Source organism: Bradyrhizobium sp. ERR14, from assembly GCF_014198235.1.
In the GTDB taxonomy this organism is placed as follows: domain Bacteria; phylum Pseudomonadota; class Alphaproteobacteria; order Rhizobiales; family Xanthobacteraceae; genus Bradyrhizobium.
In genome coordinates this window covers 185,441-209,460 of record NZ_JACIHD010000009.1, presented here as the reverse complement: position 1 = coordinate 209,460, position 24,020 = coordinate 185,441, and the positions used below count along the sequence as shown (strand labels likewise).

Here is a 24,020-nt window from a genome sequence, read left to right as displayed (position 1 = left end):
ATATTGATAGGTTCATGGCGGCAGGATCGAGGAGACGAGAAGTTGCGTATAGGGCTCGCGGGGATCGTCGAGAACCTGGTCGGTGAGACCGGTCTCGATGACGCGGCCGCCCTTCATCACCATCACGCGGTGCGAGAGCAGCCGCGCCACCGCGAGGTCGTGGGTGACGATGATGACCGCGAGGTGCAGCTCGGCGACGAGGCTGCGCAGGAGGTCGAGCAGGCGCGCCTGCACGGACACGTCGAGCCCGCCGGTCGGCTCGTCCATGAATACCAACCGCGGTTCGGTGACGAGGTTGCGCGCGATCTGGAGGCGCTGGCGCATGCCGCCGGAATAGGTCCGCGGTGCATCGTCGATGCGGGCGGTGTCGATCTCGACGCGGGTGAGCCAGTCGGACGCGGTCTCGCGGATGCGGCCATAGTGATTCCAACCCACCGCCATCAGCCGCTCGCCGACATTGGCGCCGGCCGAGACCGCCATGCGCAGGCCCTGGGCGGGATCCTGATGCACAAAACCCCAGTCGGTGCGGTACAGGAAGCGCCGCTCGGCTTCGCCGAGCGTGGCGAGATCACGGGCGACACCGTCGCGCATCCGATAGGACACGTGGCCGCCGCTGGCCGCGAGCTGGCCCGACAGGAGTTGCAGCAGCGTCGACTTGCCCGAACCGGATTCGCCGACGATCGCCAGCACTTCGCCGGGATACAGCGCGAAGGAGACGTCACGGCACGCGGCGATACGGCCGAAGGTTTTGCTGAGGGAGGTCGCGACCAGCAGCGGCTGATCGTTTTCGAGCGCCGCGTGATCAACCATTGGTGCCTCCTTGCGCCTTCTCCTTGTACGGCGCGGCGCTGAGGCTGCCGTGATGACCGGCGGCCTGGTGGCTCTCGCAATAGTCGGTGTCCGAGCACACGAACATCCGTCCGCCCTTGTCGTCGGTGACGATCTCGTCGAGATAGGAATTCTCCGCGCCGCACAGCGCGCAGGGCGCGTTGAAGCGATAGGGCTCGAACGGATGATCCTCGAAATCGAGCGACACCACCTTCGTGTAAGGCGGGATCGCATAGATGCGCTTCTCGCGGCCGGCGCCGAACAATTGCAACGCCGGGCAATTGTCCATCTTGGGATTGTCGAATTTCGGCGTCGGCGACGGATCCATCACGTAGCGCGCATTGACCTTGACCGGGTAGGCGTAGGCGGTGGCGATGTGGCCGAAGCGGGCGATGTCCTCATAGAGCTTCACATGCATCAGGCCGTATTCGGCCAGCGCATGCATCCGCCGCGTCTCGGTCTCGCGCGGCTCGAGGAAACGCAGCGGCTCCGGGATCGGCACCTGATAGACCAGCACCTGGTTTGCGTGCAGCGTCGCCTCGGGGATGCGGTGGCGGGTCTGGATCACCGTCGCTTCGTCAGTTGCGGTCGTCGTGGCAACGCCCGCGGTCTTGGCGAAGAATTTCCGGATCGAGATCGCGTTGGTGGTGTCGTCGGAGCCCTGGTCGATCACCTTCAGCACGTCGGCGGGACCGAGGATCGCGGCGGTGACCTGCACGCCGCCGGTGCCCCAGCCATAGGGCATCGGCATCTCTCGGCTGGCGAACGGCACCTGATAACCGGGGATCGCGATCGCTTTCAGGATCGCGCGGCGGATCATCCGCTTGGTCTGCTCGTCGAGATAGGCGAAGTTGTAGGCGGGCGCGTTCATTCCGCGGCCTCCTTCATGGCATCAGGCGTCTGGGCATCGGCGAACTCTTTGCGCAGCTTGCGGAGCAGGCCGAGCTCGGACTGAAAGTCGACATAGTGCGGCAGCTTCAAATGCTCGACGAAGCCGGTCGCCTGGACGTTGTCCGAATGCGACATCACGAATTCTTCATCTTGCGCGGGGGCGAGTGCCTCCTCGCCGAGCTCGCGGGCACGCAGCGCGCGGTCGACCAGGGCCATCGACATGGTCTTGCGCTCGCTCTGGCCGAAGGCGAGGCCATAGCCGCGGGTGAAGCACGGCGCTTCCGTCGCGGAGCCCTTGAACTGGTTGACCATCTGGCACTCGGTGAGTTCGATCGAGCCGAGCGGCACGGCGAAGCCGACGTCTTCCGCCGAAAATTCCACCTCGACCTCGCCGAAGCGGATCTCGCCGGCGAAGGGATGGTTGCGGCCATAGCCGCGCTGGGTGGAATAGCCCATCGCCAGCAAAAATCCTTCATCACCACGTGCGAGATTCTGCAGGCGCAAATCACGGTCCGCAGGAAAGTTCAGCGGCTCGCGGGTGAGATCGCCGACGCTGGCGCCGTCCTCGGCCTGCGGAGAGGATTCGATCAGTCCGTCGCGGCCGAGGATGTCGGTCACGCGCGGCGTCGGCGCCGTCGAGGCTTCCGCCGTTGCCGGCGCCTCCGGCACGAAGCCTTCGGCGAGCGCGGGATCGAGCAGGCGATGGGTGTAGTCGAAGGTCGGCCCGAGGATCTGGCCGCCGGGAATGTCCTTGAAGGTCGAGGACACCCGCCGCTGCACGCGCATCGCGCCGGTGTCGACCGGCTCGCTCGCGCCGAAACGCGGCATCGTGGCGCGGAAGGCGCGAACCAGGAAGATCGCCTCGATCAAATCGCCGCGCGCCTGCTTGATCGCGAGGGCCGCGAGCTCGCGGTCATAGAGCGAGCCTTCGCTCATGACGCGGTCCACGGCGAGGCCAAGCTGCTCCGAGATCTGGTCGAGCGTGACCTCCGGAACGCCTTGGTCGCCGCGCCGCTTGTCTGCGAGCAGGCGATGGGCGTTCTCGATGGCGCGTTCGCCGCCTTTGACTGCGACATACATGCTTCTAGCTTCCCTTGCTCACGATTCGCGTGGTGCGGGGGATCGCGACCACGGCGTCATCGGCCACCAGCACCACATCGATGCCGCGCGGAAACAGCGCCTCGTTGATGTGCATACGCTCGAACAGATCGAACGGCTTGATCGACGCATTGAGCATGGCGGCGCCGTCGATGCCGGGGCCGCGCAGCTCGAAGCTCCGTCCGGAGTCGAGGCTATCGACCTGCAGGATCACCGTGGTGGACCGATCCGGATATTCGCTGGTTCCGAGCGCGAAGCGTTCGAGCGGCGGCAGCGCACCGCCGTCGCTGATCAGCGCAAAACTCGCGATCGAGGAATCCTGCACCACGGGCGCGCCGGTGTGAAACTTCAGCCATTTCACCACGTTCGGGCTCTCCGCCAGCCGCGCGTCGAGCCAGAGCGGCGTGTCGTGGTCGAACAGCGTCAGCGCGATCGCGGCCGTGCCGCGCATCATCCTGTCGGGCGCGCCCGCCCCCGGTACGATGCGCTGGACCGAGCCCGGCCGCGCCATCGCGTCCATGACCGAGCGAAAGGTCGATTGCGCCGACAGCACCTTGTCGGCGAAGCCCGGCGGCAGTTCCGCAATCGTGGTCATGATCTCACCCCTCACCGCGCACCATGGTGTAGAAATCAACCTTCGTCGCAGCGGTCTCGGCCGCCGCCTGCGCGCGGCCAGCCATAAGCTGCTCACGCAACGGGGCGATAACGTCCCGCTCCACCACTCCGCCAAAATCCCTCGACTGCACCAGGGCGTCGCACAAAGCGATCAGCCGCGCTTTCTCGCCGTCGCGCCCGAGCGTGTAGCCGAATCCGACCTCGCCGCTCGCAAGCCGCACCGCGGCGCGCGACACCGTGGCTTCACCGAGATTGAACGGCGCGCCGTCGCCGCCGACCCGGCCGCGCAGCATGACGAGACCGTTTTCGGGCGCGCGCAGATCCTGATGTGCCGGGAGCGCCAAGTTGCGGAGGCGGGCGGCGATCTCGCCCGCCTCCGCGTGCGCCAGCACGGCCATGGCGGCCTGGCGCTGGGCTTGCTGGTTGTTGTGCAGGGTCACCTGATCCACCGAACCTTTGACAGAACTTGCCGCGCTGAAGTTGTCTATGATAATAGACAACTTCATACGGGAGCGCCATGACTGTTTCGTGACAAAGCTGTGATTTCTGGGCTAGGCTGGCCGGCGATATGAGCATGCAAGACACTGCGTCGTCCGGCGTCGCGCTATGGCGCCTCGTTGCCGACGGCATCGAGCGCGGCATCGCCGACGGCCGCTTTGCGGCCGGCGACAAATTGCCGGGCGAGATGGAGATCGCCGAAACCTATCGGGTGAACCGCCACACCGTGCGGCGCGCGCTGGCAGCGCTTGCCGAGCGCGGCCTGGTGCGCGCCGAGCGCGGCAGCGGAACTTATGTCGAAGCGCAGAAGCTCGCTTATCCCCTGCGCTCGCGCACGCGCTTCTCCGAGATCGTCGGCGCCGGTGGCCGCGAGCCGCGCGGTCAGTTGATCGAGGCGACCGACGATGTCGCGACCCGCGAGCTGGCGCGTGAGCTCGGATTGAAGGCCGGCGCGCCCTTGGTGCGGATCGAGGCGATTCGCCTTGCCGACCGCACGCCGATCTGCGTCTCCACCACATGGCTGTCGGCGGAATTGTTTCCCGGCGCCGGTGCCGTGTTCGCGGCGACGCGCTCGATGACGAAGCTCCTGGAGCATTACGGGGTGCGGGACTACCGCCGCGGCGCGACCCGGATTACCGCCGGCATCGTCGACGCAACCGATGCGGCCCGGCTCGATCTCGCGCTCGGACGGCCGATCCTCGTGGTCGATGCCACCGACCACGATCTTGACGGCAAGCCGCTGATGACCAAGCATTCGCGCTTTGCCGCGGAACGGGTGGAGTTTCTGGTGGAGTCGTAGGGGATTCTCTCTCCGCGAGTCCGGAATCGTAGGGTGGGCAAAGGCGCACTTCGCGCCGTGCCCACGATCCTTCTCGATCGTTAAAAATCGTGGGCACGCTGCGCTTTGCCCACCCTACGGCACTTTTGATCAGGCCACGGCCCTGCGCCCAATGATCGCAAAGCGCAGCTTGCCCGAGATGAAATCGATCGCGGCGACCGCGACCAGGATCATCAGGATCAGGAACGACACCTTCTGCCATTCCAGCACGCGGATCTGCTCGGCGAGCTGCAGGCCGATGCCGCCGGCGCCGACGATGCCGATGATGGTGGCCGAGCGGGTGTTGGATTCGATGAAATAGAGCACCTGCCCGGCGATCACGGGCAGCACCTGCGGCAACAGCCCGAAGCGGATCTCGTGCAGCGGACTGCCGCCGGAGGCGCGGATGCCCTCGACCTGCTTCTGGTCGGCGCCCTCGATCGCCTCCGAGAACAGCTTTCCGAAGGCGCCGAAATCCGACACCGCAATGGCGAGCACGCCGGCGAACGGGCCGAGCCCGACGACGTTGATCCACACCAGCGCCCAGATCAGCGTGTCGACACCGCGGATCGAATCCAGGACGCGGCGGACAGGAAAGCGCAACAGCTTCGACGGCACCACGTTGCGCGCGGCGAGCAGGCTGACCGGAAGCGCGAATACCGCGGCCAGCGTCGTGCCGAGCAGCGCGATCGACAGCGTCTCGCCGAGCGCCTTCAGATAGATCGGCAGTGAGGAGCCGGGATCGGGCGGGATCATCATCAAGGTGATCCAGCCGAGCTGGCTGAGACCTGCGAAGAAGCGCGACGGCGAGAAGTCGAGATCGACCAGGCCGTAAACGAGGATCGCGAACGCCGCGACGATCATCGCGGGTGTGGCAAGCCGCGCCGAGGCCGGCCGGTCGAACACGTCCGGATAGCGCGCGCGAAGCTCTCGCGTGTCGACCGCTTGCCGCCTCGTCACGTCCGCGCCTCCTTGCCGAACAGGCGGCCGCGCAGCCAACCGGTGCTGATGTCGATGATGAAGACGGTGACGATGATGGTCAGCAGGATCGCGCTGACGTCCGAATAGTAGAATTTGCGGATCGCGACGACGAGTTCCTGGCCGATGCCGCCGGCACCGACGAAGCCCATCACGGAGGCTTCGCGGACGTTGATCTCGAAGCGCAGCAGCGCGTAGCTCGCATAACCCGCGGTCACCTGCGGCACGACGGCGAACCGCATGCAGGACAGCCAGCTCGCGCCGGTCGAGCGGATGCCTTCGACCGGCTTCATGTCGGCGTTCTCGACGATTTCCGAGAACAGCTTTCCGAGCGCGCCGGTGGAGTGGATCGCGATCGCGAGCACACCCGCCATCGGTCCGAGCCCGAAGGCGATCACGAAGATCAGCGCGAAGACGATGCCCGGAACGGTGCGGGCGAACTCGAGCAGGCGCCGCACGACGAAGCGCAGCCAGGGGGCGGGCGAGGTGTTTTCAGCCGCGAAGAAGTTCAGGCAAAATGCCAAGGTCGCGCCGATCAGCGTGCCGACATAGGAGATCAGCAGCGTCTCGCCGAGCATTTTCAGCCATTTGCGCCAGCCCCAGAGCCATTCGCCGACATCGGTCCAGACGCGCTGGCCGTTGTCGAGCGTGAGGATGCGATCGAAATAGCTGATGAAATTACCGAAATAGGTGAAGAGCGTGCGCAGATTCACCTCCGCGCCGATTCCCGCGAGAGCCAGCGCGGCGGCGAAGACCGCGATCCCCAACAGCAGGCGGAGCCGCCTGCGCCCGACCGCCTGGCGATAAGCGGCGTTGAGCACGGCAAGCTGCTGCTCGGGGAGGATCGAAACCGCTGTTGTCATCGGCCTGAGCTAAGTTCCGTCAAAGAAAGAGCCGGGTCCAAGGACCCGGCTCCAGTTGCATCGCCCTGAGATCAGGACGCCTTCTTCTTACGCAGCGCATCGACGAACTTGATCAGCTCGATCGTGCCATCCCAGTCCTTGGTGGTGGCGGGATGAAAGCCCTTCTTCTGACCGTCGGAGAGGCGGTCGAACGCGGCCTTGTCCTTGGCCGGCGCGTCGAAGAACGCTTTCGCAATGGCAGCCTTGGCGTCTTCCGGCAGGTCGGAATTGTAGGCATAGGGGCCGTTGATGATCGGCGCCGACTTGTGGATGATGCGGAAGTCGTCCTTCTTCATCGCCGAACCGTCGGCATTCTTCAGCATGCCCTTGGTCAGCATCTGCGCCAGCGTGGAATCGTCGTCGCTGGTCCACTGGTTGGCGGCAACGTCGACCGTGCCCTGCGACAGCGCCAGCATTGCGTTCTCGTGGCTGCCGGTGAACACGACCTTGCCGAAATAGCCGTCGGCATCGGGGATGCCCATCTTGTCCAGCTCGAAGCGCGGCACGTTGTTGCCGGAGGTCGAGTTCGGATCGACGAGGCCGAGATTCTTGCCCTTGAGATCGTCGACCTTCTTGTAGGCGCTGCTCGCCTTGACGAAGAACACCGAGTAATAGCCGGTCGAGCCGTCGGCATTGATGTCGTTGGCGAAGGCGTCGGACTTGACGCCGGTCAGGCGGGCGCGGGCGAACGAGGCCGAGCCGTAGCTAGCGATGTGGATGTTGCCGGCGCGCTGGCCCTCGATGACGGCGGCGTAGTCGTTGGCGATGCGCAGCGTGACCTTCACGCCCAGTTCCTTGGAGAGATAGTTCACGAACGGCGCCCAGCGCTCGGTGACGCCGGAGGCGTTCTCGGCCGGGACGACCGCAAAGGTCAATTCGGGATATTTCGCCTTCCAATCGTCGGCGGAGGCGGAGGCGGTGAACGCGAGCGCGGCGGCGCCGGCAAGAATTAATCTGCGAGTGATCATGATACCCTCTTCATCCGTTGGGGTCGGTGGACGCAAAACTGGCAACAAAACAGGTGGCGCGGCTCAGGCGGCCGCGGCGGTTCCGAGCGCCGGGACGCCCTCGGGCGCCGGGACGGGCACGGTGCCCATGACGTCGGCGGCTTCGAGATCGTAGAGCTCACGCGCAACGTGCTCGGTCAGCGCGGACGGCGCGCCGTCGAACACCACCCGGCCCGCCGCCATGCCGATCAGGCGGTCGCAATAGCTGCGGGCGAGATCCAGCGAATGCAGATTGCAGAGCACGGTGATGCCGAAATGCTTGTTGATGCGCAGCAGCGCATCCATCACGATCTTGGTGTTGCGCGGATCGAGCGAAGCGATCGGCTCGTCGGCGAGGATGATGTCGGGCTGCTGCACCAGCGCACGCGCGATCGCGACGCGCTGCTGCTGGCCGCCGGAGAGCTGGTCGGCACGCTGGGCGGCGAGCGATGCGATGTCGAACTGCTCGAGCGCCGACATCGCCAGCGCCTTGTCCTGCTCGGGCCACACTTGCGACAGCGAGCGCCAGGCCGGCATCGTCGCAAGGCGTCCCATCAGGACGTTGGTGAGGACATCGAGCCGGCCGACCAGGTTGAACTGCTGGAAGATCATGGCCGACCGCGCCCGCCACTGCCGCAGCTCCTTGCCGCGCAGCGCGGTGACGTCGATGCCGTCAAACAGGATGCGGCCCTGCGTCGGCGTCGCGAGACGATTGATGGTTCGCAGCAGCGTCGACTTGCCGGCGCCGGACCGTCCGATCACACCGACGAAGCCGCCGGGGGAGATTTGAAACGAAGCGTCGTCCACCGCGGCTTTCGCGCCGAAGCGACACGTCAGACCTTCCACCACCAGCATGCGGGACTCCAGATTAGCTGGAGCCAACCGCTAACGCCCGCGCTTGACACTTGTGTGACACGGGCGTTGCGGTGCGGCGATCCTACACAGCTCATCCCCTGTCATCGCCGTGTCATGACATCGTCATCAAGCCGCTCGAAGAGGAACGCCCGCCCTCGCGCTTCGGATGCAACATGGCCGCCAAGATTCTCTCGGTCCAGCCGACCGTCGACCCCTCGGCCAAGCTGCACGAGACCAGGCTCGGCGCCTATACCGAGGTCGGCGCGCGCACGATCCTGCACGACGTCGCGATGGGCGATTACTCTTATGTCGTGAACGATTCCCAGATCACCTACACCACCATCGGAAAATTCTGCTCGATCGCGGCGATGACGCGCATCAATCCCGGCAATCACCCGATGCACCGCGCGACGCAGGCGCATTTCACCTATCGCTCCAGCGCCTACTTCGACGGCGAGAGCGACGATGCCGAGTTCTTCGACTGGCGGCGGCAGCACCACGTCCATATCGGCCACGACGTCTGGATCGGCCACGGCGCGATCGTGCTGCCGGGCCGCAACATCGGCACCGGCGCGGTGATCGCGGCCGGCGCCATCGTCACCAAGGACGTGCCGGCCTACACCATCGTCGCCGGCAATCCCGCCCGCATCGTGCGGCGGCGATTCTCCGAGGAGATCGCCGGACGGCTCGCGAAGCTCGCCTGGTGGGACTGGGATCACGACAAATTGCGCGAAGCGCTGCCCGATTTCCGCAAGCTCGGGATTGAAGATTTTCTCGCGACATACGAAGCACGAGCGACTCCCCAGACCAGATCCCTTACCAGCAAACGAAACGCGGTCGCGTGACAGACATTTTCCTTGAAGGCGGCCGGGCCCTAATCGGCACTGAGGTCGTCGAATCGTCATTGGCGGTGTCCGGACAGGACATCGCCCAGATCGATGCTTCACGGGGCCGGGCGCGGCTGGTGATCGATGCGCGCAACCTGCTGGTGCTCCCCGGCATCGTCGACCTGCATGGCGATGCCTTCGAGCGGCAGATGATGCCGCGCGCCGGCGTCGACTTCCCGATCGATGTCGCGCTCGCCGACAGCGACCGCCAGGCGATCAGCAACGGCATCACCACGGTGTTTCACGCCACGACTTGCTCGTGGGAGCCGGGCCTGCGCAGCGCCGGCAATGCGCGCGGCCTGATGGAGGCGATCGAGCGGCAGCGCCCGCAATTCGCCGCCGACACCCGCTTCCATCTGCGACACGAAACCTACAATCTCGACGCCGAGGCCGAGATCAGCCAATGGCTCGCCGAGGGCCGCGTCGATCTGTTCGCTTTCAACGACCACATGGATGGCACCGTCGCCGACATGGCCAAGCCGCGCAAGCGCAACCGTATGGTCGAGCGCACGGGGCTTTCAGCTGAGGAATTCGACCGGCTGGTCGAACGTGTGGTCTCGCGCGCCGACGAGGTACCGGCTTCGGTTGCGCGTCTGGCCGCCGCAGCCCGCGCGGCCGAGGTGCGGATGCTCTCGCACGATGATGCGACGCCGGCAATGCGCCAGGAGTTTCGCGATCTCGGCGCTGACATCGCGGAGTTTCCGATCAACGAGGAGACGGCGCGGGCGGCGGCAAGCCACGGCGACGCCATCGTCTACGGCGCGCCCAACGTCGTGCGCGGCGGCAGCCACACCGGCTGGACCAAGGCCTCCGACATGATCGCCAAGGGGCTCTGTTCCGTGCTGGCCTCGGACTATTATTATCCTGCGCAGCTGCTCGCAGCGTTCCGCCTCGCCGCCGACGGCGTGCTGCCGCTGACGGACGCCTGGAATCTGGTCTCCGCCGGCCCGGCGCGCGCCACCGGTCTTGCCGATCGCGGCGTGCTCGCGGAAGGACGCCGCGCCGATATTCTGCTGGTCGACGACACCGTGCCGCTGCGGCCACGGCTGATTGCGGTGATCGCGGGCGGAAAGCTCGTCCATCTCACCGATGCGACGCGGGTGCTAACTGCTATGGCGACGCAGCGCGAGACTGTCGTCGCGGCCTAAATTGGTTATGCTGAGGCGATGACAGGTTTCCCCCGCTACGCGATCTATTTTGCCGCCGGCAGTGATAGCGCCCTCTCCCGCTTCGGCGCCGAACTGCTCGGCTACGATGCCTACACTGGCAACGAACTGGCCTTTCCCGCCGACGCATTGCGCGTCGCGCCGGACTGGCGTGACGTCAGCGCCGATCCCCGCAAATACGGCTTTCACGCCACGCTGAAGGCGCCGATGGCGCTCGTATCAGGCAGGACCGAAGCGGAGCTGATGGCCGCCTGCGCCGCATTCGCCGGCAAGCCTCGGCCGCTTCCCGTGATCCTGCCGGTGGTCGATTCCATCAGCGGCTTCATCGCCGTCATTCCAGCCGAGCCGGTCGAGGCGCTCCAGCAACTCGCCGCCGATTGCGCCCGCGATTTCGATTCCTTCCGCGCCGCGCTGTCGGCGGACGACCGCGCGCGACGCAAACCCGAGAAGCTGAGCGAACGGCAGCGCGACTATCTCGACCGCTGGGGCTACCCTTACGTGATGGAAGAATTCCGCTTCCACATGACGCTGACCGGGCGGCTGGATGCCGAGCGCCGCGGGCCGATCCTGGAGATGCTGCGGACGCGGTTTGCGGCGCTGGGGATCGAGACGCTGGCGATCGACCGCATCGTGCTGTTTCGGCAGGATGATGCGTCGGCAAGATTCCACATCGTCGACGAGTGGCCGCTGGCGCGATAGACCTCAGCGCCAGCTCGCAAGATTCAAGCCGAGCGCCACCGCGCCAACCAGAACGAGGCTGGCCGCCCAGACTGCATCCAGATTGAACCAGCTTCGCGAGACGAACCTCAATCCCAGATGGCGGTAGACCAGCCACGCCAGACATCCGCCGGCGCCGACCATGGCGGCGACGTGCACCAGCGACACCAGCACCGCCATCCCAAGACTTGTCTTAAAAAGACTTGTCTCGATAAGTCTTGTCTTCATCAGCGCGCCCGCCGCCTCATGGCCGGCATCGAATTCGAAAGCCTGGCAGAGCCCGAGATAGATCGGCACGAGCATCAAGGCGGCGCCGTGAGCAATGGCGACGGCAAATGACCAGAGCGCCAATTGCGTCGGCGGAATTCGTGCCAGCGCGCGGGGATGACGCCGCGCGATCAGCCGATAGACGCCGAAGCCGATGACGAGGAGGCTCGCGCCAATCTGGATCGAACGCTGCCACTCGACCAGCACGAGCAGGAACGCGAACGGCACGAGCACGAGAAATGTTGCCAGGAGATGCCCGGCCGCCAGAGCCCACAACGCACGGAAGAGTGCGGATGGGCTCTTGTCCATGAGCCCGGCCGAAACGGCGAGCGGCCATCCCATCCCCGGATTGACGCCGTGGTAGAGACCGCTCGCAACAAGCGCGAGCCACAGCCAGCCAAGCGCCGGGCTCGCGTGCCCCCAATCTAGACCGACGGGTAGCAAAAGGAGTCCGTCGAACAATCGCCGCCCTCCAGCCTGATCTGGTGCGCGCGATAGCCGTCCGGGAAGCTCACGAAATAGTCCTTGTCGAGCTCGAGGCCGCCGTTGCGACCGACATTGGCCATGACCTCCGCGCCCGGAACCCCATCGGGATAGAACTGGTCGTCCCAGGTGGAATAGAGCGAGTTGGTCCAGTACACGCGCCTGCCGTCGCGGCTGATCTCGACCATTTGCGGGCCGGCCGCAAAGGCCTTGCCATTCGGATGCGCTGTACGGCGTGCGATGCCGCCGATGTGGACGGAGCCCGCAAGCTTCGGCTTTCTGGGATCGCTGACGTCGTACTGGCGCATTTCACCGGTGCCCCAGCACGAGACGTAGAGAAACCGGTCATCCATCGACAGGTCGATGTCGGTGACCAGCGGTGGCACGGCGCCAAATCCCTGCAGCAGCGGCGGGAGCTTCTCCTTTGGTGCGGGTTCGGGCGGGATCGTTGCCGTCTTCTCGGCATGGAATTTCCCGCCTTCGCGCCACCAGGTCCAGATCGATGCTTCGAGATTGGTGGTGTCGACCACGACGCCCACGAAACCGTATTCGCGAACCGGATCGTGCGCAGGCCGCACCTCCAGCGCCATCTGATGATTGGCGCCAAGGTCGATGGTCTGCACATTGCGCCGGGCGCGGAGATCCCAGAAGTGGAGACGATGGCCATACTTATTCGCCAGCAGATCCTCCGGGACGATGCCGTTCTCGAACTGCGGCGGCAGCGCCCATTCGCTCGTCACCATGTAATCGCGCGGCAGATTCCACCAGAAGTCATAATGCAGCGTCTGCGGGCCACGGTCGATCTCCCATCGTCCGAGGACCTCGAACGTCTCGCAATCCATGATGAAGACGCCCGGAGGCCCGTTGGTGCCGTCCTTCCCGCCGCCCCCCAGCGTGCTCACGTAAATGCCGTCCGGTCCGCAATGGATGGTGTGCGGCCGCGAGTAGCCGGTCTTCTTGAAGATTTCCTCGGGCTCGACGATCTTGTGGATCTTGGCTTTGGTCGGATCTGGCTTGGTATCGATGATGTAGATCCGCGACGAACGGATTCCGGGGATGATGAGATAGCGCCGCTCGATGAAGGCGTGTCCGGCGAGCGGCGACAGGGCGGAGGAGCAGGCATTCCAGCCGAAGTGATGAAATTCGTCGCCCTTGTTGGGCATCGTCACGGTGTGGACGATCTGGCTGTAGGTCGGCGATCCCGGCTTGACGTCGATGACGGCGAGAGCATCCGGCTTCGAGAAATCCGGACTGAGCAGCAACGTGTAGGCAAAGTTCTCCGCAGGTGCTTCCATCGCAAGCCTGGGCGATGCGTGAAAGGTGGGGTCCGGCCTCATCGTCATGGCACTGCCTCCCTGATCTGTCGGTTCGCGCCAACCTGGCTCGGGATAACGGCATTATGAAGAGGTGTTACACGATGGCTCGAGATGCTCCGCGGGGCCTGGTTGGCGACGTATATTACTTCATCGCCGGGCCGCGGGAAACGGCTCGAATCGCGCAAATTCGACGCCTTCAGGCGAAAGGGGCCGATGAGATGAGGCGAGCGCGCAACTCCCCTTCGGGGTCGTTTCGGCAAAGCCCGGGACGACAGCTGAAATATTCACTTCGTAGGGTGGGCAAAGCGGAGCGTGCCCACCACCTGTCGCCGTCGGTAAAGATGGTGGGCACGGCGCTCCGCGCCTTTGCCCACCCTACGACAGCGACGCGTTTGGCCCGTTACTTCCCCCACCGCAGCGCCAGCGCGTCGCGCTCCTTGGCGAGTTCCAGCAGGCCCGCGCGCGTGGCCGGATGCAGCGGCTGGAGCGGATGGCGCACCGAGTCCGACTTGATCACGCCGCCGGCCTGCATCATCGCCTTGCAGGCGATCAGGCCGCATTGACGGTTCTCGTAATTGATCAGCGGCAACCAGCGCTCATAGGCGGCCTTCGCTTCCTCGCGCTTGCCGGCGAAATAGGGATCGATGATCTGGCGGATACCGTCGGGATAGCCGCCGCCGGTCATCGCACCGGTGGCACCGGCATCGAGATCGGCGAGCAGCGTGATCGCCTCCTCGCCGTCCCAGGGTCCCTCGATGTCCTTGCCGCCCGCCTCGATCAGGCTGCGGAGCTTTGAGGCCGCGCCCGGCACCTCGATCTTGAAATAACGGATGTTGGCGAAGTCGCGCGCCAGCCGCGCCAGCAGGTCGACCGACAGCGGCGTGCCTGCGACCGGCGCATCCTGGATCATGATCGGAATGGTGATGGCGCCCGAGAGCACCTTGAAGAATTCGACGATGCCCTTCTCAGGGACCCGGAACGTCGCGCCATGATAGGGCGGCATCACCATCACCATGGCGGCGCCGGCGGCTTCGGCTTGCTGGCTGCGCGCGGCGCAGACGGCCGAGCTGAAATGCGTGGTGGTGACGATCACGGGAACCCGGCCCGCGACATGCTCCAGCACCGCATGCATCACAGTCTCGCGCTCGGCATCGGTGAGCACGAACTGCTCGGAGAAATTGGCGAGAATGCAGAGGCCGTTCGAGCCGGCATCGATCATGAAATCGATGCAGCGGCGCTGTCCCTCGAGGTCGAGCTCACCGCGCTCGTCGAAGATGGTGGGCGCGACCGGGAACACGCCGCGATAGGGGCGCTGGGCCTTGTGTGGGGTGACCGGCATCGAACTCTCCATCCCTGATCTATTTTACGTCTGGCGCCGCATAGTTGATGCGGCGGCACAGATGTAGCCGCCGCGCGGACCGGCGGCAATGCCGAACCCACGACGTCAGGTTGGAAGAATGAGGCGAAACTACGCGGTCTTGACCGCGCCCAAAAAGCCCTCGACCGCGACGCGGAGGCGGTCGGCGTCGGCTGACATCTTCTTGACGGATTCCGACAACACCGTGCCGGCGTTGCCGGTCTCCTGGTTGAGCCTGGCGACGCTGCCGATGGTATCGGTGACTTCGCGCGTACCCTGCGCGGCCTGCTGGAAATTGCGCGAGATCTCGGTGGTGGCCGCGCGCTGCTGCTCGACGGCGGCGGCAATCGCCGTCATCTTCTCGTCGATGCCGCTGATGGCGCCGCCGATGGCGCGGATCGCGGTCACGGCCTGGCCAGTGGCGCCCTGGATCTCCTCGACCTGACGCGAGATCTCTTCCGTCGCCGTCGCCGTCTGTGCGGCCAGGTTCTTGACCTCGCCCGCGACCACGGCAAAGCCCCGGCCCGCTTCGCCGGCGCGCGCGGCTTCGATGGTGGCGTTCAAGGCCAGAAGATTGGTCTGGCCGGCGATGGCGTTGATCATCTTGACGACTTCGCCGATGCGGCTTGCGGTCTGGTCGAGGATCTCGACCGTCGCGTTGGTCTGCTCGGCCTGCGACACGGCTTCGCGAGCCTCGCGGGCGCTCGACTGCACCTGCGCGGAGATCTCGCCGACCGATGCGGAGAGTTCCTCGGTCGCCGCCGCGATGGTCTCGAGATTGTTGGTGGCCTGCTCGGCGGCGGAGGAGACCGCCGCGGTCTGGCTGCTCGATTCCGACACCAGCGAGCGCACGCCGGTTGCGGTGGCATCGAGCTCCCGCGTCGAGGCCACAACGCTGTGGATCACCGCCTGCACGGTGTCATCAAAACTGCGGCAGGCCTCGTCGACGGTACCGGAGCGGGCCAACTGCAAGGCCTGCTGCGATTCACGCTCCCGGCCCAGGCGCTCGGCGGTCGCCGCGCTCTCGCGCAGGCTTTCGAGCGCCGCGGCCATGGTGCCGAATTCGTCGGGATGCCGGGATTGCGGCACCGGCGTCGCATAGTCGCGCGCGCTGATGCGGGCGATGGCGTCGAGAATGGCGCGCACCGGGCGCATCAGACGATTGCGCACCACGAACACACCGGTCAGGGTCACGGCAAGCGCGAGCAGGAAGGCGAGCGACTGTACCATGAGGTTGGTGAGAGCCTTGGCCTGAACGGCCTCGGCACGCGCGATCGACTGATCCAGCGCCTTGGTCGCGACGCCGACAATGAGCGCGAACGGTGACTGGCAGAGCGTATTCCATTCTGCCGCAGGGAGCGCCGGCTTGCCGCTGCCGTCAAAATTTTTGGTGAGCTCGTTGATCTGCTTGAGGACACCATCGGTCTTGGCCTTCGCGTCCGTCGCTGCCGTGACCAGCTCCGCCGACACACCGGGCGCAGCCAGCAGCTCGGCCATGCCGGCCCATGCGGAGGTGATGGTGCCGTCCCATTGCGCCACCGACCGCTTCTGGGCGTCGTCGAGCGGCTTGCTGCTGTTGACGTTCGAGCGCAGTGACGAACAATGGATGCCATAGCGGTCGCGCACCTGCCAGGCGAAGCGGCGGACCTGGATCATGCGTGCGATATAGGGATCGTTCATCCAGGCGCGGTTCGACACCGCCGTGGAGGCGAGGTTCGCGGTGTCGATGACCTTGGTGACGGAATCGTACCAGGAGTTGGTTCGCTCAAGCTTGCGCTCGGCGCGCGGACGCTTGGCCTCGTCGTAGAACAGCTGGAATTGCGGCGCGGTCTCGCTCCAGCGCTGCTTCAGCGTGCCGGCGAGCTCGTCGCGGCGGGCGAAGTCGACGGTCGAGAGCGCAGCGCCGACGGCCTCATAGCCGGCCTGCTCGGCCTTCTCCGCCGCTTCGAGGTTGGCGCGCGGATCGTCCTCGCCGAGCAGCGCACTCTGGGCATCGCCGCGATTGGTCCGCAGCGACAGCACGCCCTGGAAGATCGCCTTATCGGCCGCGGCAAGCCGCTCGGTCTCGAGACTTTCGCTGTAGCGGCCAAAAGCCCCGGCCATCTGGAACGCCGTCGAGGCCAGCGCGCCGGCAGCAAGGAGGGCCATCAGCGTCAGGAGAAGCGAGCTTACCGATTTCTTAAACATTGCCATGGGTCGGGGGCCTACTCTTCACGAGCGGCCACCTTGCATCGCGACATGCCAAGGTTTGGTTAAGACTTTAATCAAGTACCTGCGGTTGTGCCCGCCGCGCCTCCTGGCGGGGCGCGTCCCTCACGCGACCTTGGTGAAATCCGGCGGACGGCGCTCGGCAAAGGCCGTAAACGCCTCGCGCGCCTCGGCGGTGCGCAGGCGCTGCGCGAACTGCTCGCCTTCGGCCTGCATCTGCGCGACCAGTGCTTCGCCGTTGCGCATCAGCTTCTTGGTCGCCGTGAGCGCACCGGCCGGCTGGCGGGCAAGACGCTGCGCCAGCGCGAGCGCCTCGGCATCGAGCTTGTCGAGCGGTACCACGCGGTTGGCGAGCCCCCATTCCAGCGCGGCCTTCGCCGGTACGGTCTCGCCCAGCGCGAACATCTCGTAGGCGCGGGCATGGCCGATACGCGCCGGCATCAGCAGGCTCGATGCGGCCTCCGGCACCAATGCGAGGCTGACGAAAGGCGTCGACAATTGCGCGTTGTCGGCGAGCACGACGAGATCGCAATGCAGCAGCATCGTGGTGCCGACGCCGACGGCGCGGCCCTGCACGGCGGCGACCAGCGGCCGGGTGCAGCGCGCCAGCGACTGGATGAAGCGCACGACGTTGCGGCTGCCTTCGGACTTGCCGGCCGCGACCGCGGCGAATTCGCCGACGTCGTTGCCGGCCGTGAACATGTCGCCCTCGCCACGGATCAGGATTACGCGGGCCGACGGATCGAACTCGGCGGATTCGATGCTGTCAGCAAGCTTGCCGTACATCGCATCGGTCAGCGCGTTCTTCTTGTCGGGACGCGCCAGCGTGAGGGTGAGAATTCCGCCATTGTTCTCGATCCGGACGTGCTCGGTCATCGCTCTCTCCTTTTATTCGTCTGAATGTCGTGTTTCTGAAGATCTTGTATCTGAAGGCCTTGGAAACTTGTCCTGAATGCTCGTCAGCCAGCGCGCGACGATGTCGATCTCCGCAGCCGTGAATCCGTCCGTCAGCGCCGCGTTGACCTCTGCCGCGCCTGCCTTTGCTTGCGCCAGCGCGGTCCGACCCTTCGGCGTCAGCCAGATGCGCCAGGCGCGTCCGTCCTCGCGATCGGCCCGCCGCTCGATCAATTTCGCCGCCTCCGTGCGGTCGACGAGGCCGGAAATGCCGGCCGGCCCCATGTCGAGCGCCGCGCCCGCCTCGCCCATCAGGACGCCGTCCTGCCTGCCGAGGATGAACAACAGCCCTGCCTGCGCCGGCGTCACCTCGCTCGAAGGCCGCGCCGCCATCCAGCGCTGCAGCCGGCGCTGCGCAACGCTCAGCAGGTAGATCAGCCGATGATGCCGCGCGTCAGCCGGTTTATTTCGCATGCGAAGCAAATAGCGCCTGTCGGTCTCTTTGTCAAAGCGCTTGACGTTCTCGCGCGTTCATGTTCCTTATTTGTTCCAAACTCGTTCTAGTTGCAACAGAAAGGTGAGCCGTGGCGCAGAAGCTGGAGCAAGCGGAAGAGCAAGACCAAGAACACGAAACGGAAGGCGAACTCGCCTATGCGTTCGGGGTTCTGGACGCGTACTTCCATGGCGTTCCGCTCAGCAAGCTCGTCACGACCACCCGGCAGTTTCCCGGCCACATGCGAGTGGACGTCCAAGCCGCCCTCGACAAGCTGCTTGCAGCGCACGTCGACTTGTTCGGACTTGCCGAGGAACACTACGAAACGCTGTCGTTTGCGCGCCTGCTCTGCGACGATCGGACCGCCGTGGCGATCGCCCCGCTGCAATATTCCGACGTCGATGTCGGCGAGAGCAGTCCGTCGCGGTGCCTCGACAACGGCTTGTGGCTCTGCGAGCACGACGGCTTGCGCCATGCCGTCCTGCTCTGCGCCGACCGCGACCCCCGTCGCGAGCCCGGCATCCGGATCGAAATCATGGTGTCCGCGGGAAGCACGGGGGCGGCCGTGGTGCAGCATTGCTTCGGCGCGCTCGAAGACGCCGTGCAGGCCGCGCGCACCTATCGCGGCAAGATCCTGTCGCTCGAGGAATCTTCCGACTACCGCGGCCAATCCCGCGGCATCAATGTGCACCGGCTACCGACCGTTCGACGCGACGAGGTGATCCTGCCGGAGCGGACTCTGCGGCTGCTCGAACGCAACGTGCTCAATTTCGTTGGGACGCGCGAGCAACTGCGGCGGCTCGGACAATCGACGCGCAAAGGCATCCTGCTTTACGGACCGCCCGGCACAGGCAAGACCCATACGATCCGCTATCTCGCAACGCATCTGCCTGGACATACGACCCTGATCATCACGGCCGGGCAGATCGGCCTTCTCAGCGCCTATATGGGCCTGGCACGGCTGCTGCAGCCCGCGATGGTGGTGATCGAGGACGTCGACCTGATCGCGCGCGACCGCCGCAACATGGGGCCGTGCGAAGAAACCATGCTCAACAGGCTGCTCAACGAGATGGACGGATTGAAGCCGGATGCCGACATCCTTTTCGTTCTCACCACCAATCGGCCACAGGACCTGGAAGCTGCCCTGGCCGGTCGCCCCGGTCGCGTCGACCAGGCCATCGAAGTGCCGCTCCCGGATGAAAATGGCCGCAGCAAGCTGGTGCGCCTCTATGGCAAGGGATTGCCGCTCGACGACGCGATCGTCATCGAGGCTGCCCGCCGCAGCGAGGGGACGAGTTGCGCCTTCATCAAGGAACTGATGCGGCGGCTGGCGCAAGCCAGCTTGGCGCGCGACGGCGGCAAGTCGATCGTCTCGGCCGATATCGACGAAGCCCTCGACGACATGCTGTTCTCTGGCGGCCGGCTCAATGCGCGTCTGCTCGGCGGGGCGCAGGCGATGGCAGCGGAGTGACTTCGCGGTCATCCATCCGGCCTGTGCCGCCTTACGGCGCGCAGGTGAAGCTTGCCGCCTCCGTTACCGGTCCCGCTTTGTAGTGCGGCCAGGCCGGCCAGCGGCACAGCGGCAGCGCGCGCAGCGTCGCGAATGAGGGCGCCTCGATCTTCGGCTCGCTGACTTCGAGGTCGCCGGGCGCCTTGCCTTTCTCGACCCAGTCGACCAGCACGCTCAGCATGTCGACATTGGCCGGCGCACCGGAGCCGACATGATCCACGCCGGGTGCGGTGTAGAGCCGCGCGAACTCTGCCGTTTCGGCCTTGCCCATCTTGCGCTCCACGCTCTCGAAATAGCGGATGCCGGCATAGGGGCTCTGCGCGTAGTCGGCCATGTGCTCGAGCATGATCAGACGGCCGCCGCGGGCGCGGAAGCGGCTGAGATCGGGATCGGTCGAATCCATCAGCTTCGAAACCTCGAGCAGCCGCGCCTTGTGCTCCTCAACCTTGTAGGTGGTGACATCGAGCTTGGGATCGCGCGCGAAGACATATTGGATGCCGCCGGCGCCGTAGATCCAGGCGATGCCGTTGTTGGGCGCAGGCGGCTGCGCCGGCGGCGCGGTGCCGAGCCACCACGCCACCCAGCCGCCGGTCGGGCCGATCGCCGGCGTATCCTCGCCCGACACGCCCCAGCCGGGATAGTCGTCGAGACCGTTGGCGAGCGCGAACGGGAATCTGTAGGTCCCGTGCAAGGTATCGATCGCCTTGATCTGCGCATCGGTCAGGCACTGATCGCCACTCTTTCCGGCCTCACAGCGCAGCGTCTCGACCTTGAAGGCCGCCTTGCAGGCGACGGGATCCTGCACCAGCGCATCGTCGGAGCCATCGGCCTTGTCGCAAGCCGCCCGCACGGCATCGCCGACGAGCTTCACCTGCGCCGGATTGATCCAGCCCGCGCCCATGGTGACGAGACCCGAACGCGTGCCGGCGTGCTGCAGGCCGACCCAGTTGATCACGGGCACCCGTGCGAAGATGCCGTCGAAATCGTCAGGGTAACGCTGCGCCATGGTCAGGCCTTCACGGCCGCCCTCGGACGAACCCATGAAATACATCTTGTCCGGCTTCTTGCCGTAGGCGCGCTCCATCAACCCAACGGCCACATCGCGCACTTTCTTGTAGGCGCGGTGAGCAAAATTCTCGAAGGCTTCGTCGTTGAGCGCGAAGACCTGTGGCGGCTCGCCTTGCTTGGTCTCGTGACCCGAGTCGGTGCCATAGGTGACGAAGCCGCGCGCCAGCGGCGACGGCTTGTCGAAGGGATAGGCCGGCGGCAGCGCAAGGCCGGTGATCAGCACACCGTTGAAACCGCCGCCGCCATATTGCAGCGAGCGGCCGTTCCATTCGACGGGAAGGTTGACCTGGAATCTGATCGGCGGCGCCTTGGGATCGACAGGGTCGATATGACCGAGCACCTTGCAGAAGGCTGGATTGGCCGGCGTGACGCGCCCTGACGGCGTCGGTCCGCGTTCGGCAACGGCGATCGGCGAGGGCGCCTGCAAGGTTGCGGAGTCGATCTTCACGGCATCGGCCCCGCCGACGAGACCCTTGCAGACCACATCGGCGTCTTCCGCCAGCGTTGCCGCCGACGCCGTGCCCGTTCCCAGTGTCGCCATCGAGCCTACAAGCAACGCACACAGCTTCGCTCTCTTTCGCGTCATCGTTTCCACCCGGCTTTCTCGATTTGTTGCGTCGACGGCTTGCCGCATTGAATGCAACCTTCGTCCTCCCGTCAATCGCTCACGCCGAGCCGCCCATCAGAATGATCCGAGTGCGCTCCCCAAGGCGATCACGGCCACCAGCGCCAATAGCGACGTCACGATGCCCACCATCACAATGTCGAGATAGCTGTCGCGATGGGTCAGGCCGCAGATCGCGAGCAGGCTGACCACCGCACCGTTGTGCGGCAGGATATCCAGCGTCCCCGAACCGATCACCGCGACGCGATGCATCAGCGCAAGGTCGATGCCGCTCCGCGCGGCGATCTCGACATAGGTCTGGCCAAGCGCGTCGAGCGCGATCGTCAAGCCGCCGGATGCCGAGCCGGTCAGCGCGGCCAGAATATTGGTCGCAACCGCGAGCGAGACCAACGGGCCACCTTCGATCGCAAGCACCCAGTCGCGCACCGTTTCGAAAGCCGGCAGCGCCGCGATGACCGCGCCGAATCCGACGAGGCTGGCGACGCTGAGCGCCGGCAGAACCGATGCATTGGCACCGGCGTCCATGGTCTGCCGCAGAGAGGGAAGCCGGGCCCAATTGAGGAAGATGGTCGTGACGATGGCAGCACCCAGCGCCGTGCTGACCGACCACACACCAGCGACCGCCGCCAACGATGTACCGCCGAAGCGCTGCTCGCTCAGATACGAGACATCGAGCCGCGGCAACACCAGCAGCGACATCACGAGATTGACAGCCACGACGACGGCCAACGGCAGGATGGCACTCACCACCGGAGCAGACATTTCACCGCGCCGTCCATGCCGGATCTCGGCCGGATCGAATTCCCGTGCGGTGGTCGCGTATTCGCGGACCAGTTCGTCGTCGACGGCACGTTCGGCCGCACCCTCCATGTCCTCGCCATAGCCTTCCCCCGCACGGCGAGCCGCGGCTTCGGCGCGGCGCAACCACCACAATCCCGCGCCAACCATGATCAGGGAGGCGATGATGCCGAGTCCGGGCGCGGCAAAAGGCGTCGTGCCGAAGAACGGCATCGGGATCGCGTTCTGGATCGATGGCGTGCCCGGCAAGGCCGACATCGTGAAGGTCGACGTGCCCAGCACGATCGCGGCCGGAATCAATCGCCGCGGAATCGCGGCGGCACGAAACAGCGAGCGGGCCATGGGGACGATCACGAAGAACGCAACGAACAGGCTGACGCCGCCATAGGTGACCATCGCACCGGCGAGCACGACCGCCAGGATCACGTGGCGCTGGCCGAGACGTCTCGCCATGAAGGCGGCAACCGAGGTGACCGCCCCGCTGTCGTCCATCAGTTTCCCGAATACGGCGCCAAGCAGAAAGATCGGGAAGAACTGCGCCAGGAATGCTGCAGCATTCACCATGAAGATCTGCGTCAGGTTCGCAAGCAGCGGCTCGCCGCCGAACAGCGCCGCGACGAGCGCGGCGAACGGCGCCAGCAGGAGGACGCTCCAGCCGCGAAAGGCGAATAGGACGAGAAGGCCAAGCCCGACGAGAATGCCGAGAAGCCCCACCTCTCAGCACTCCGACAGCAGGATGTCGAGATCGGCGGTCGAGCGCCGACCGATATCCGGGCCGTGCTCGTCGAGGAACGTTTCGGCCGCCCGACGTCCTTCGCCGTGCAGCATCGAGACGAACTCCCATTCGGCGTTGAGCTTGGACGAGGCGCCGAACTTCGCCAGCATGTCGCTCTTGACGCGGTGGGTCCGCATCTTCGCCCAGCGCGCGCCCTCGCCGCTTCCCGGGTCGGCCGCCTGACGCAGCAACGCGATCATACGCAACTCCTTCATCAGCGGCGAGTTGAACGAAATCTCGTTCAGCCGATTGAGTATCTCCGCAGCCGTCCGCGGCTCTTCCGGCTTTTCAGTCGGATTGATCTGCACCAGGATGGTGTCGTGCGCGTCGCTTTCGCGAATGAGCGGTGTGATGGTCGGGTTGCCGGCATAGCCGCCATCCCAATACGGTTCGCCGTCGATCTCGATCGCGCGGAACATGGTTGGCAGGCAGGCCGACGCGAGCAACACGTCAGCCGTGATCTCCGCGTTGCGGAAGATGCGTCCTCGCCCGGTGCGCACCCGCGTCGCAGTGATGAACAGCTTGATCGGCGAGCGCGCGAGGCGCTCGAAATCGATGCTCTCAGCCAGCACCGCATGCAGCGGATTGTAGCCGGTCGGATTGAGGTCGTAGGGAGAGAGCACCCGCGACATCAGGTCGGTCAGGATGTAGGCCGGCGAGGTATCGAGCGTCCAGCGCCCCATCAGCCGGTCGAGCGGCGAGCGCTGGAGCGGGCTGAAGGCCGCCGCCTTCGAAACGCGGCGCCAGTATCGTTCGAGTGCGTCACGCGCACCCTCGGCGCCACCGGCCGTCCACCCATCCGCCAGCACCGCTGCGTTCATCGCGCCCGCGGACGTCCCGGAGATCGCGGCGATCGTAAGCCGCTTCTCTTCCAGCAGGCGATCGAGCACGCCCCAGGTGAAGGCGCCATGCGAACCGCCGCCTTGAAGCGCGAGATCAATCAGTACGGTGTCCGGTTCCATCGCGGCACTCACGCAACTGAAGCTCA

At 65.6% G+C, this 24,020-nt stretch carries 23 protein-coding genes; 5 read left to right on the top strand and 18 right to left on the bottom strand.

The window, feature by feature from the left end:
* Positions 1–12 precede the first annotated feature (12 nt).
* From phnK to phnG, 5 genes are read right to left on the bottom strand one after another with little or no spacing between them, the layout of a single operon-like run.
* Positions 13–810, bottom strand: a complete 798-nt coding sequence (phnK, locus tag GGD62_RS24930; protein WP_183710706.1) for a phosphonate C-P lyase system protein PhnK — start codon at positions 808–810, stop codon at positions 13–15.
* The gene (locus tag GGD62_RS24925) at positions 803–1,699 is read right to left on the bottom strand and encodes an alpha-D-ribose 1-methylphosphonate 5-phosphate C-P-lyase PhnJ (RefSeq protein ID WP_183710705.1); all 897 of its coding nucleotides are present in this window, start codon (positions 1,697–1,699) and stop codon (positions 803–805) included. Before GGD62_RS24925 ends, phnK begins: the two co-directional genes overlap by 8 nt.
* Positions 1,696–2,799, bottom strand: a complete 1,104-nt coding sequence (locus GGD62_RS24920) for a carbon-phosphorus lyase complex subunit PhnI (RefSeq protein WP_183710704.1) — start codon at positions 2,797–2,799, stop codon at positions 1,696–1,698. Before GGD62_RS24920 ends, GGD62_RS24925 begins: the two co-directional genes overlap by 4 nt.
* 4 nt (positions 2,800–2,803) lie before the next feature.
* Positions 2,804–3,412: a phosphonate C-P lyase system protein PhnH gene (gene phnH, locus GGD62_RS24915; RefSeq protein WP_018321225.1), complete on the bottom strand. Its 609-nt coding sequence runs from the start codon at positions 3,410–3,412 to the stop codon at positions 2,804–2,806.
* A gap of 4 nt (positions 3,413–3,416) precedes the next feature.
* Complete coding sequence (gene phnG / locus GGD62_RS24910; protein ID WP_183710795.1) at positions 3,417–3,881, bottom strand: phosphonate C-P lyase system protein PhnG; 465 nt, start codon at positions 3,879–3,881, stop codon at positions 3,417–3,419.
* Positions 3,882–4,000: 119 nt separating this feature from the next.
* Here phnG and phnF point away from each other — a divergent pair, with 119 nt between their 5' ends.
* Positions 4,001–4,729 (top strand): phosphonate metabolism transcriptional regulator PhnF, encoded by a 729-nt coding sequence (gene phnF / locus GGD62_RS24905; RefSeq protein WP_018321223.1) that lies wholly within the window; start codon positions 4,001–4,003, stop codon positions 4,727–4,729.
* Between the two features lie 129 nt (positions 4,730–4,858).
* Here the strand turns inward: phnF and phnE (GGD62_RS24900) are convergent, their stop codons facing one another.
* The 4 genes from phnE (GGD62_RS24900) to phnC all read right to left on the bottom strand — a co-directional run bounded on the left by phnE (GGD62_RS24900) (position 4,859) and on the right by phnC (position 8,468).
* Positions 4,859–5,707: a phosphonate ABC transporter, permease protein PhnE gene (gene phnE, locus GGD62_RS24900; protein WP_183710703.1), complete on the bottom strand. Its 849-nt coding sequence runs from the start codon at positions 5,705–5,707 to the stop codon at positions 4,859–4,861.
* Complete coding sequence (phnE, locus tag GGD62_RS24895) at positions 5,704–6,588, bottom strand: phosphonate ABC transporter, permease protein PhnE (protein ID WP_092251874.1); 885 nt, start codon at positions 6,586–6,588, stop codon at positions 5,704–5,706. The genes phnE (GGD62_RS24900) and phnE (GGD62_RS24895) overlap by 4 nt, the downstream gene beginning before the upstream one ends.
* A gap of 71 nt (positions 6,589–6,659) precedes the next feature.
* Positions 6,660–7,595, bottom strand: a complete 936-nt coding sequence (gene phnD / locus GGD62_RS24890) for a phosphonate ABC transporter substrate-binding protein (RefSeq protein ID WP_018321220.1) — start codon at positions 7,593–7,595, stop codon at positions 6,660–6,662.
* A 63-nt stretch (positions 7,596–7,658) separates the two neighbouring features.
* Positions 7,659–8,468: a phosphonate ABC transporter ATP-binding protein gene (gene phnC, locus GGD62_RS24885; RefSeq protein ID WP_018321219.1), complete on the bottom strand. Its 810-nt coding sequence runs from the start codon at positions 8,466–8,468 to the stop codon at positions 7,659–7,661.
* 173 nt (positions 8,469–8,641) lie between these two features.
* Here phnC and GGD62_RS24880 point away from each other — a divergent pair, with 173 nt between their 5' ends.
* From GGD62_RS24880 to GGD62_RS24870, 3 genes are read left to right on the top strand one after another with little or no spacing between them, the layout of a single operon-like run.
* Positions 8,642–9,313: a chloramphenicol acetyltransferase gene (locus tag GGD62_RS24880; protein ID WP_183710702.1), complete on the top strand. Its 672-nt coding sequence runs from the start codon at positions 8,642–8,644 to the stop codon at positions 9,311–9,313.
* Positions 9,310–10,503, top strand: a complete 1,194-nt coding sequence (locus tag GGD62_RS24875; RefSeq protein ID WP_183710701.1) for an alpha-D-ribose 1-methylphosphonate 5-triphosphate diphosphatase — start codon at positions 9,310–9,312, stop codon at positions 10,501–10,503. Before GGD62_RS24880 ends, GGD62_RS24875 begins: the two co-directional genes overlap by 4 nt.
* 18 nt (positions 10,504–10,521) lie before the next feature.
* Positions 10,522–11,220, top strand: coding sequence for a DUF1045 domain-containing protein (locus tag GGD62_RS24870; RefSeq protein WP_183710699.1), 699 nt, complete (start codon positions 10,522–10,524; stop codon positions 11,218–11,220).
* Between the two features lie 3 nt (positions 11,221–11,223).
* Here the strand turns inward: GGD62_RS24870 and GGD62_RS24865 are convergent, their stop codons facing one another.
* From GGD62_RS24865 to GGD62_RS24840, 6 genes are all read right to left on the bottom strand, one after another.
* A complete protein-coding gene (locus GGD62_RS24865) occupies positions 11,224–11,847 on the bottom strand; it encodes a hypothetical protein (protein ID WP_246800286.1) in 624 nt (207 codons plus the stop codon).
* A gap of 83 nt (positions 11,848–11,930) precedes the next feature.
* Positions 11,931–13,331, bottom strand: coding sequence for a selenium-binding family protein (locus GGD62_RS24860; protein ID WP_183710695.1), 1,401 nt, complete (start codon positions 13,329–13,331; stop codon positions 11,931–11,933).
* Between the two features lie 373 nt (positions 13,332–13,704).
* Positions 13,705–14,643, bottom strand: a complete 939-nt coding sequence (locus GGD62_RS24855) for a dihydrodipicolinate synthase family protein (RefSeq protein ID WP_183710693.1) — start codon at positions 14,641–14,643, stop codon at positions 13,705–13,707.
* 129 nt (positions 14,644–14,772) lie between these two features.
* A complete protein-coding gene (locus GGD62_RS24850) occupies positions 14,773–16,854 on the bottom strand; it encodes a methyl-accepting chemotaxis protein (RefSeq protein ID WP_183710691.1) in 2,082 nt (693 codons plus the stop codon).
* A 120-nt stretch (positions 16,855–16,974) separates the two neighbouring features.
* Complete coding sequence (locus GGD62_RS24845) at positions 16,975–17,745, bottom strand: enoyl-CoA hydratase (protein WP_183710690.1); 771 nt, start codon at positions 17,743–17,745, stop codon at positions 16,975–16,977.
* A 12-nt stretch (positions 17,746–17,757) separates the two neighbouring features.
* Positions 17,758–18,237 (bottom strand): MarR family winged helix-turn-helix transcriptional regulator, encoded by a 480-nt coding sequence (locus tag GGD62_RS24840; protein ID WP_183710689.1) that lies wholly within the window; start codon positions 18,235–18,237, stop codon positions 17,758–17,760.
* 110 nt (positions 18,238–18,347) lie between these two features.
* Between GGD62_RS24840 and GGD62_RS24835 the strand changes: the two genes are divergently transcribed.
* The gene (locus GGD62_RS24835; RefSeq protein ID WP_312014291.1) at positions 18,348–19,727 is read left to right on the top strand and encodes an ATP-binding protein; all 1,380 of its coding nucleotides are present in this window, start codon (positions 18,348–18,350) and stop codon (positions 19,725–19,727) included.
* 31 nt (positions 19,728–19,758) lie between these two features.
* Here the strand turns inward: GGD62_RS24835 and GGD62_RS24830 are convergent, their stop codons facing one another.
* From GGD62_RS24830 to GGD62_RS24820, 3 genes are all read right to left on the bottom strand, one after another.
* On the bottom strand, positions 19,759–21,420 hold the full coding sequence (locus GGD62_RS24830; RefSeq protein ID WP_183710688.1) for a tannase/feruloyl esterase family alpha/beta hydrolase: 1,662 nt from the start codon (positions 21,418–21,420) through the stop codon (positions 19,759–19,761).
* Between the two features lie 96 nt (positions 21,421–21,516).
* Positions 21,517–22,971 carry a GntP family permease gene (locus tag GGD62_RS24825; protein WP_183710687.1) on the bottom strand — a complete coding sequence of 485 codons (1,455 nt, stop codon included), beginning with the start codon at positions 22,969–22,971 and terminating at the stop codon, positions 21,517–21,519.
* A gap of 3 nt (positions 22,972–22,974) precedes the next feature.
* Positions 22,975–23,994: a patatin-like phospholipase family protein gene (locus GGD62_RS24820; RefSeq protein ID WP_026202509.1), complete on the bottom strand. Its 1,020-nt coding sequence runs from the start codon at positions 23,992–23,994 to the stop codon at positions 22,975–22,977.
* Positions 23,995–24,020: the final 26 nt, after the last annotated feature.

Excerpts from the sequence above, each read along its gene's own strand:
- GGD62_RS24880 (WP_183710702.1), top strand. The coding sequence starts at position 8,642 with ATGGCCGCCAAGATTCTCTCGGTCCAGCCGACCGTCGACCCCTCGGCC.
- GGD62_RS24860 (WP_183710695.1), bottom strand. The coding sequence starts at position 13,331 with ATGACGATGAGGCCGGACCCCACCTTTCACGCATCGCCCAGGCTTGCG.
- GGD62_RS24830 (WP_183710688.1), bottom strand. The coding sequence starts at position 21,420 with ATGACGCGAAAGAGAGCGAAGCTGTGTGCGTTGCTTGTAGGCTCGATG.
- phnH (WP_018321225.1), bottom strand. The coding sequence starts at position 3,412 with ATGACCACGATTGCGGAACTGCCGCCGGGCTTCGCCGACAAGGTGCTG.
- GGD62_RS24925 (WP_183710705.1), bottom strand. The coding sequence starts at position 1,699 with ATGAACGCGCCCGCCTACAACTTCGCCTATCTCGACGAGCAGACCAAG.
- phnF (WP_018321223.1), top strand. The coding sequence starts at position 4,001 with ATGAGCATGCAAGACACTGCGTCGTCCGGCGTCGCGCTATGGCGCCTC.
- GGD62_RS24820 (WP_026202509.1), bottom strand. The coding sequence starts at position 23,994 with ATGGAACCGGACACCGTACTGATTGATCTCGCGCTTCAAGGCGGCGGT.
- GGD62_RS24865 (WP_246800286.1), bottom strand. The coding sequence starts at position 11,847 with ATGGGATGGCCGCTCGCCGTTTCGGCCGGGCTCATGGACAAGAGCCCA.
- GGD62_RS24850 (WP_183710691.1), bottom strand. The coding sequence starts at position 16,854 with ATGGCAATGTTTAAGAAATCGGTAAGCTCGCTTCTCCTGACGCTGATG.
- GGD62_RS24845 (WP_183710690.1), bottom strand. The coding sequence starts at position 17,745 with ATGACCGAGCACGTCCGGATCGAGAACAATGGCGGAATTCTCACCCTC.
- phnC (WP_018321219.1), bottom strand. The coding sequence starts at position 8,468 with ATGCTGGTGGTGGAAGGTCTGACGTGTCGCTTCGGCGCGAAAGCCGCG.
- GGD62_RS24920 (WP_183710704.1), bottom strand. The coding sequence starts at position 2,799 with ATGTATGTCGCAGTCAAAGGCGGCGAACGCGCCATCGAGAACGCCCAT.
- phnE (WP_092251874.1), bottom strand. The coding sequence starts at position 6,588 with ATGACAACAGCGGTTTCGATCCTCCCCGAGCAGCAGCTTGCCGTGCTC.
- GGD62_RS24855 (WP_183710693.1), bottom strand. The coding sequence starts at position 14,643 with ATGCCGGTCACCCCACACAAGGCCCAGCGCCCCTATCGCGGCGTGTTC.
- phnD (WP_018321220.1), bottom strand. The coding sequence starts at position 7,595 with ATGATCACTCGCAGATTAATTCTTGCCGGCGCCGCCGCGCTCGCGTTC.
- GGD62_RS24840 (WP_183710689.1), bottom strand. The coding sequence starts at position 18,237 with ATGCGAAATAAACCGGCTGACGCGCGGCATCATCGGCTGATCTACCTG.
- GGD62_RS24870 (WP_183710699.1), top strand. The coding sequence starts at position 10,522 with ATGACAGGTTTCCCCCGCTACGCGATCTATTTTGCCGCCGGCAGTGAT.
- phnK (WP_183710706.1), bottom strand. The coding sequence starts at position 810 with ATGGTTGATCACGCGGCGCTCGAAAACGATCAGCCGCTGCTGGTCGCG.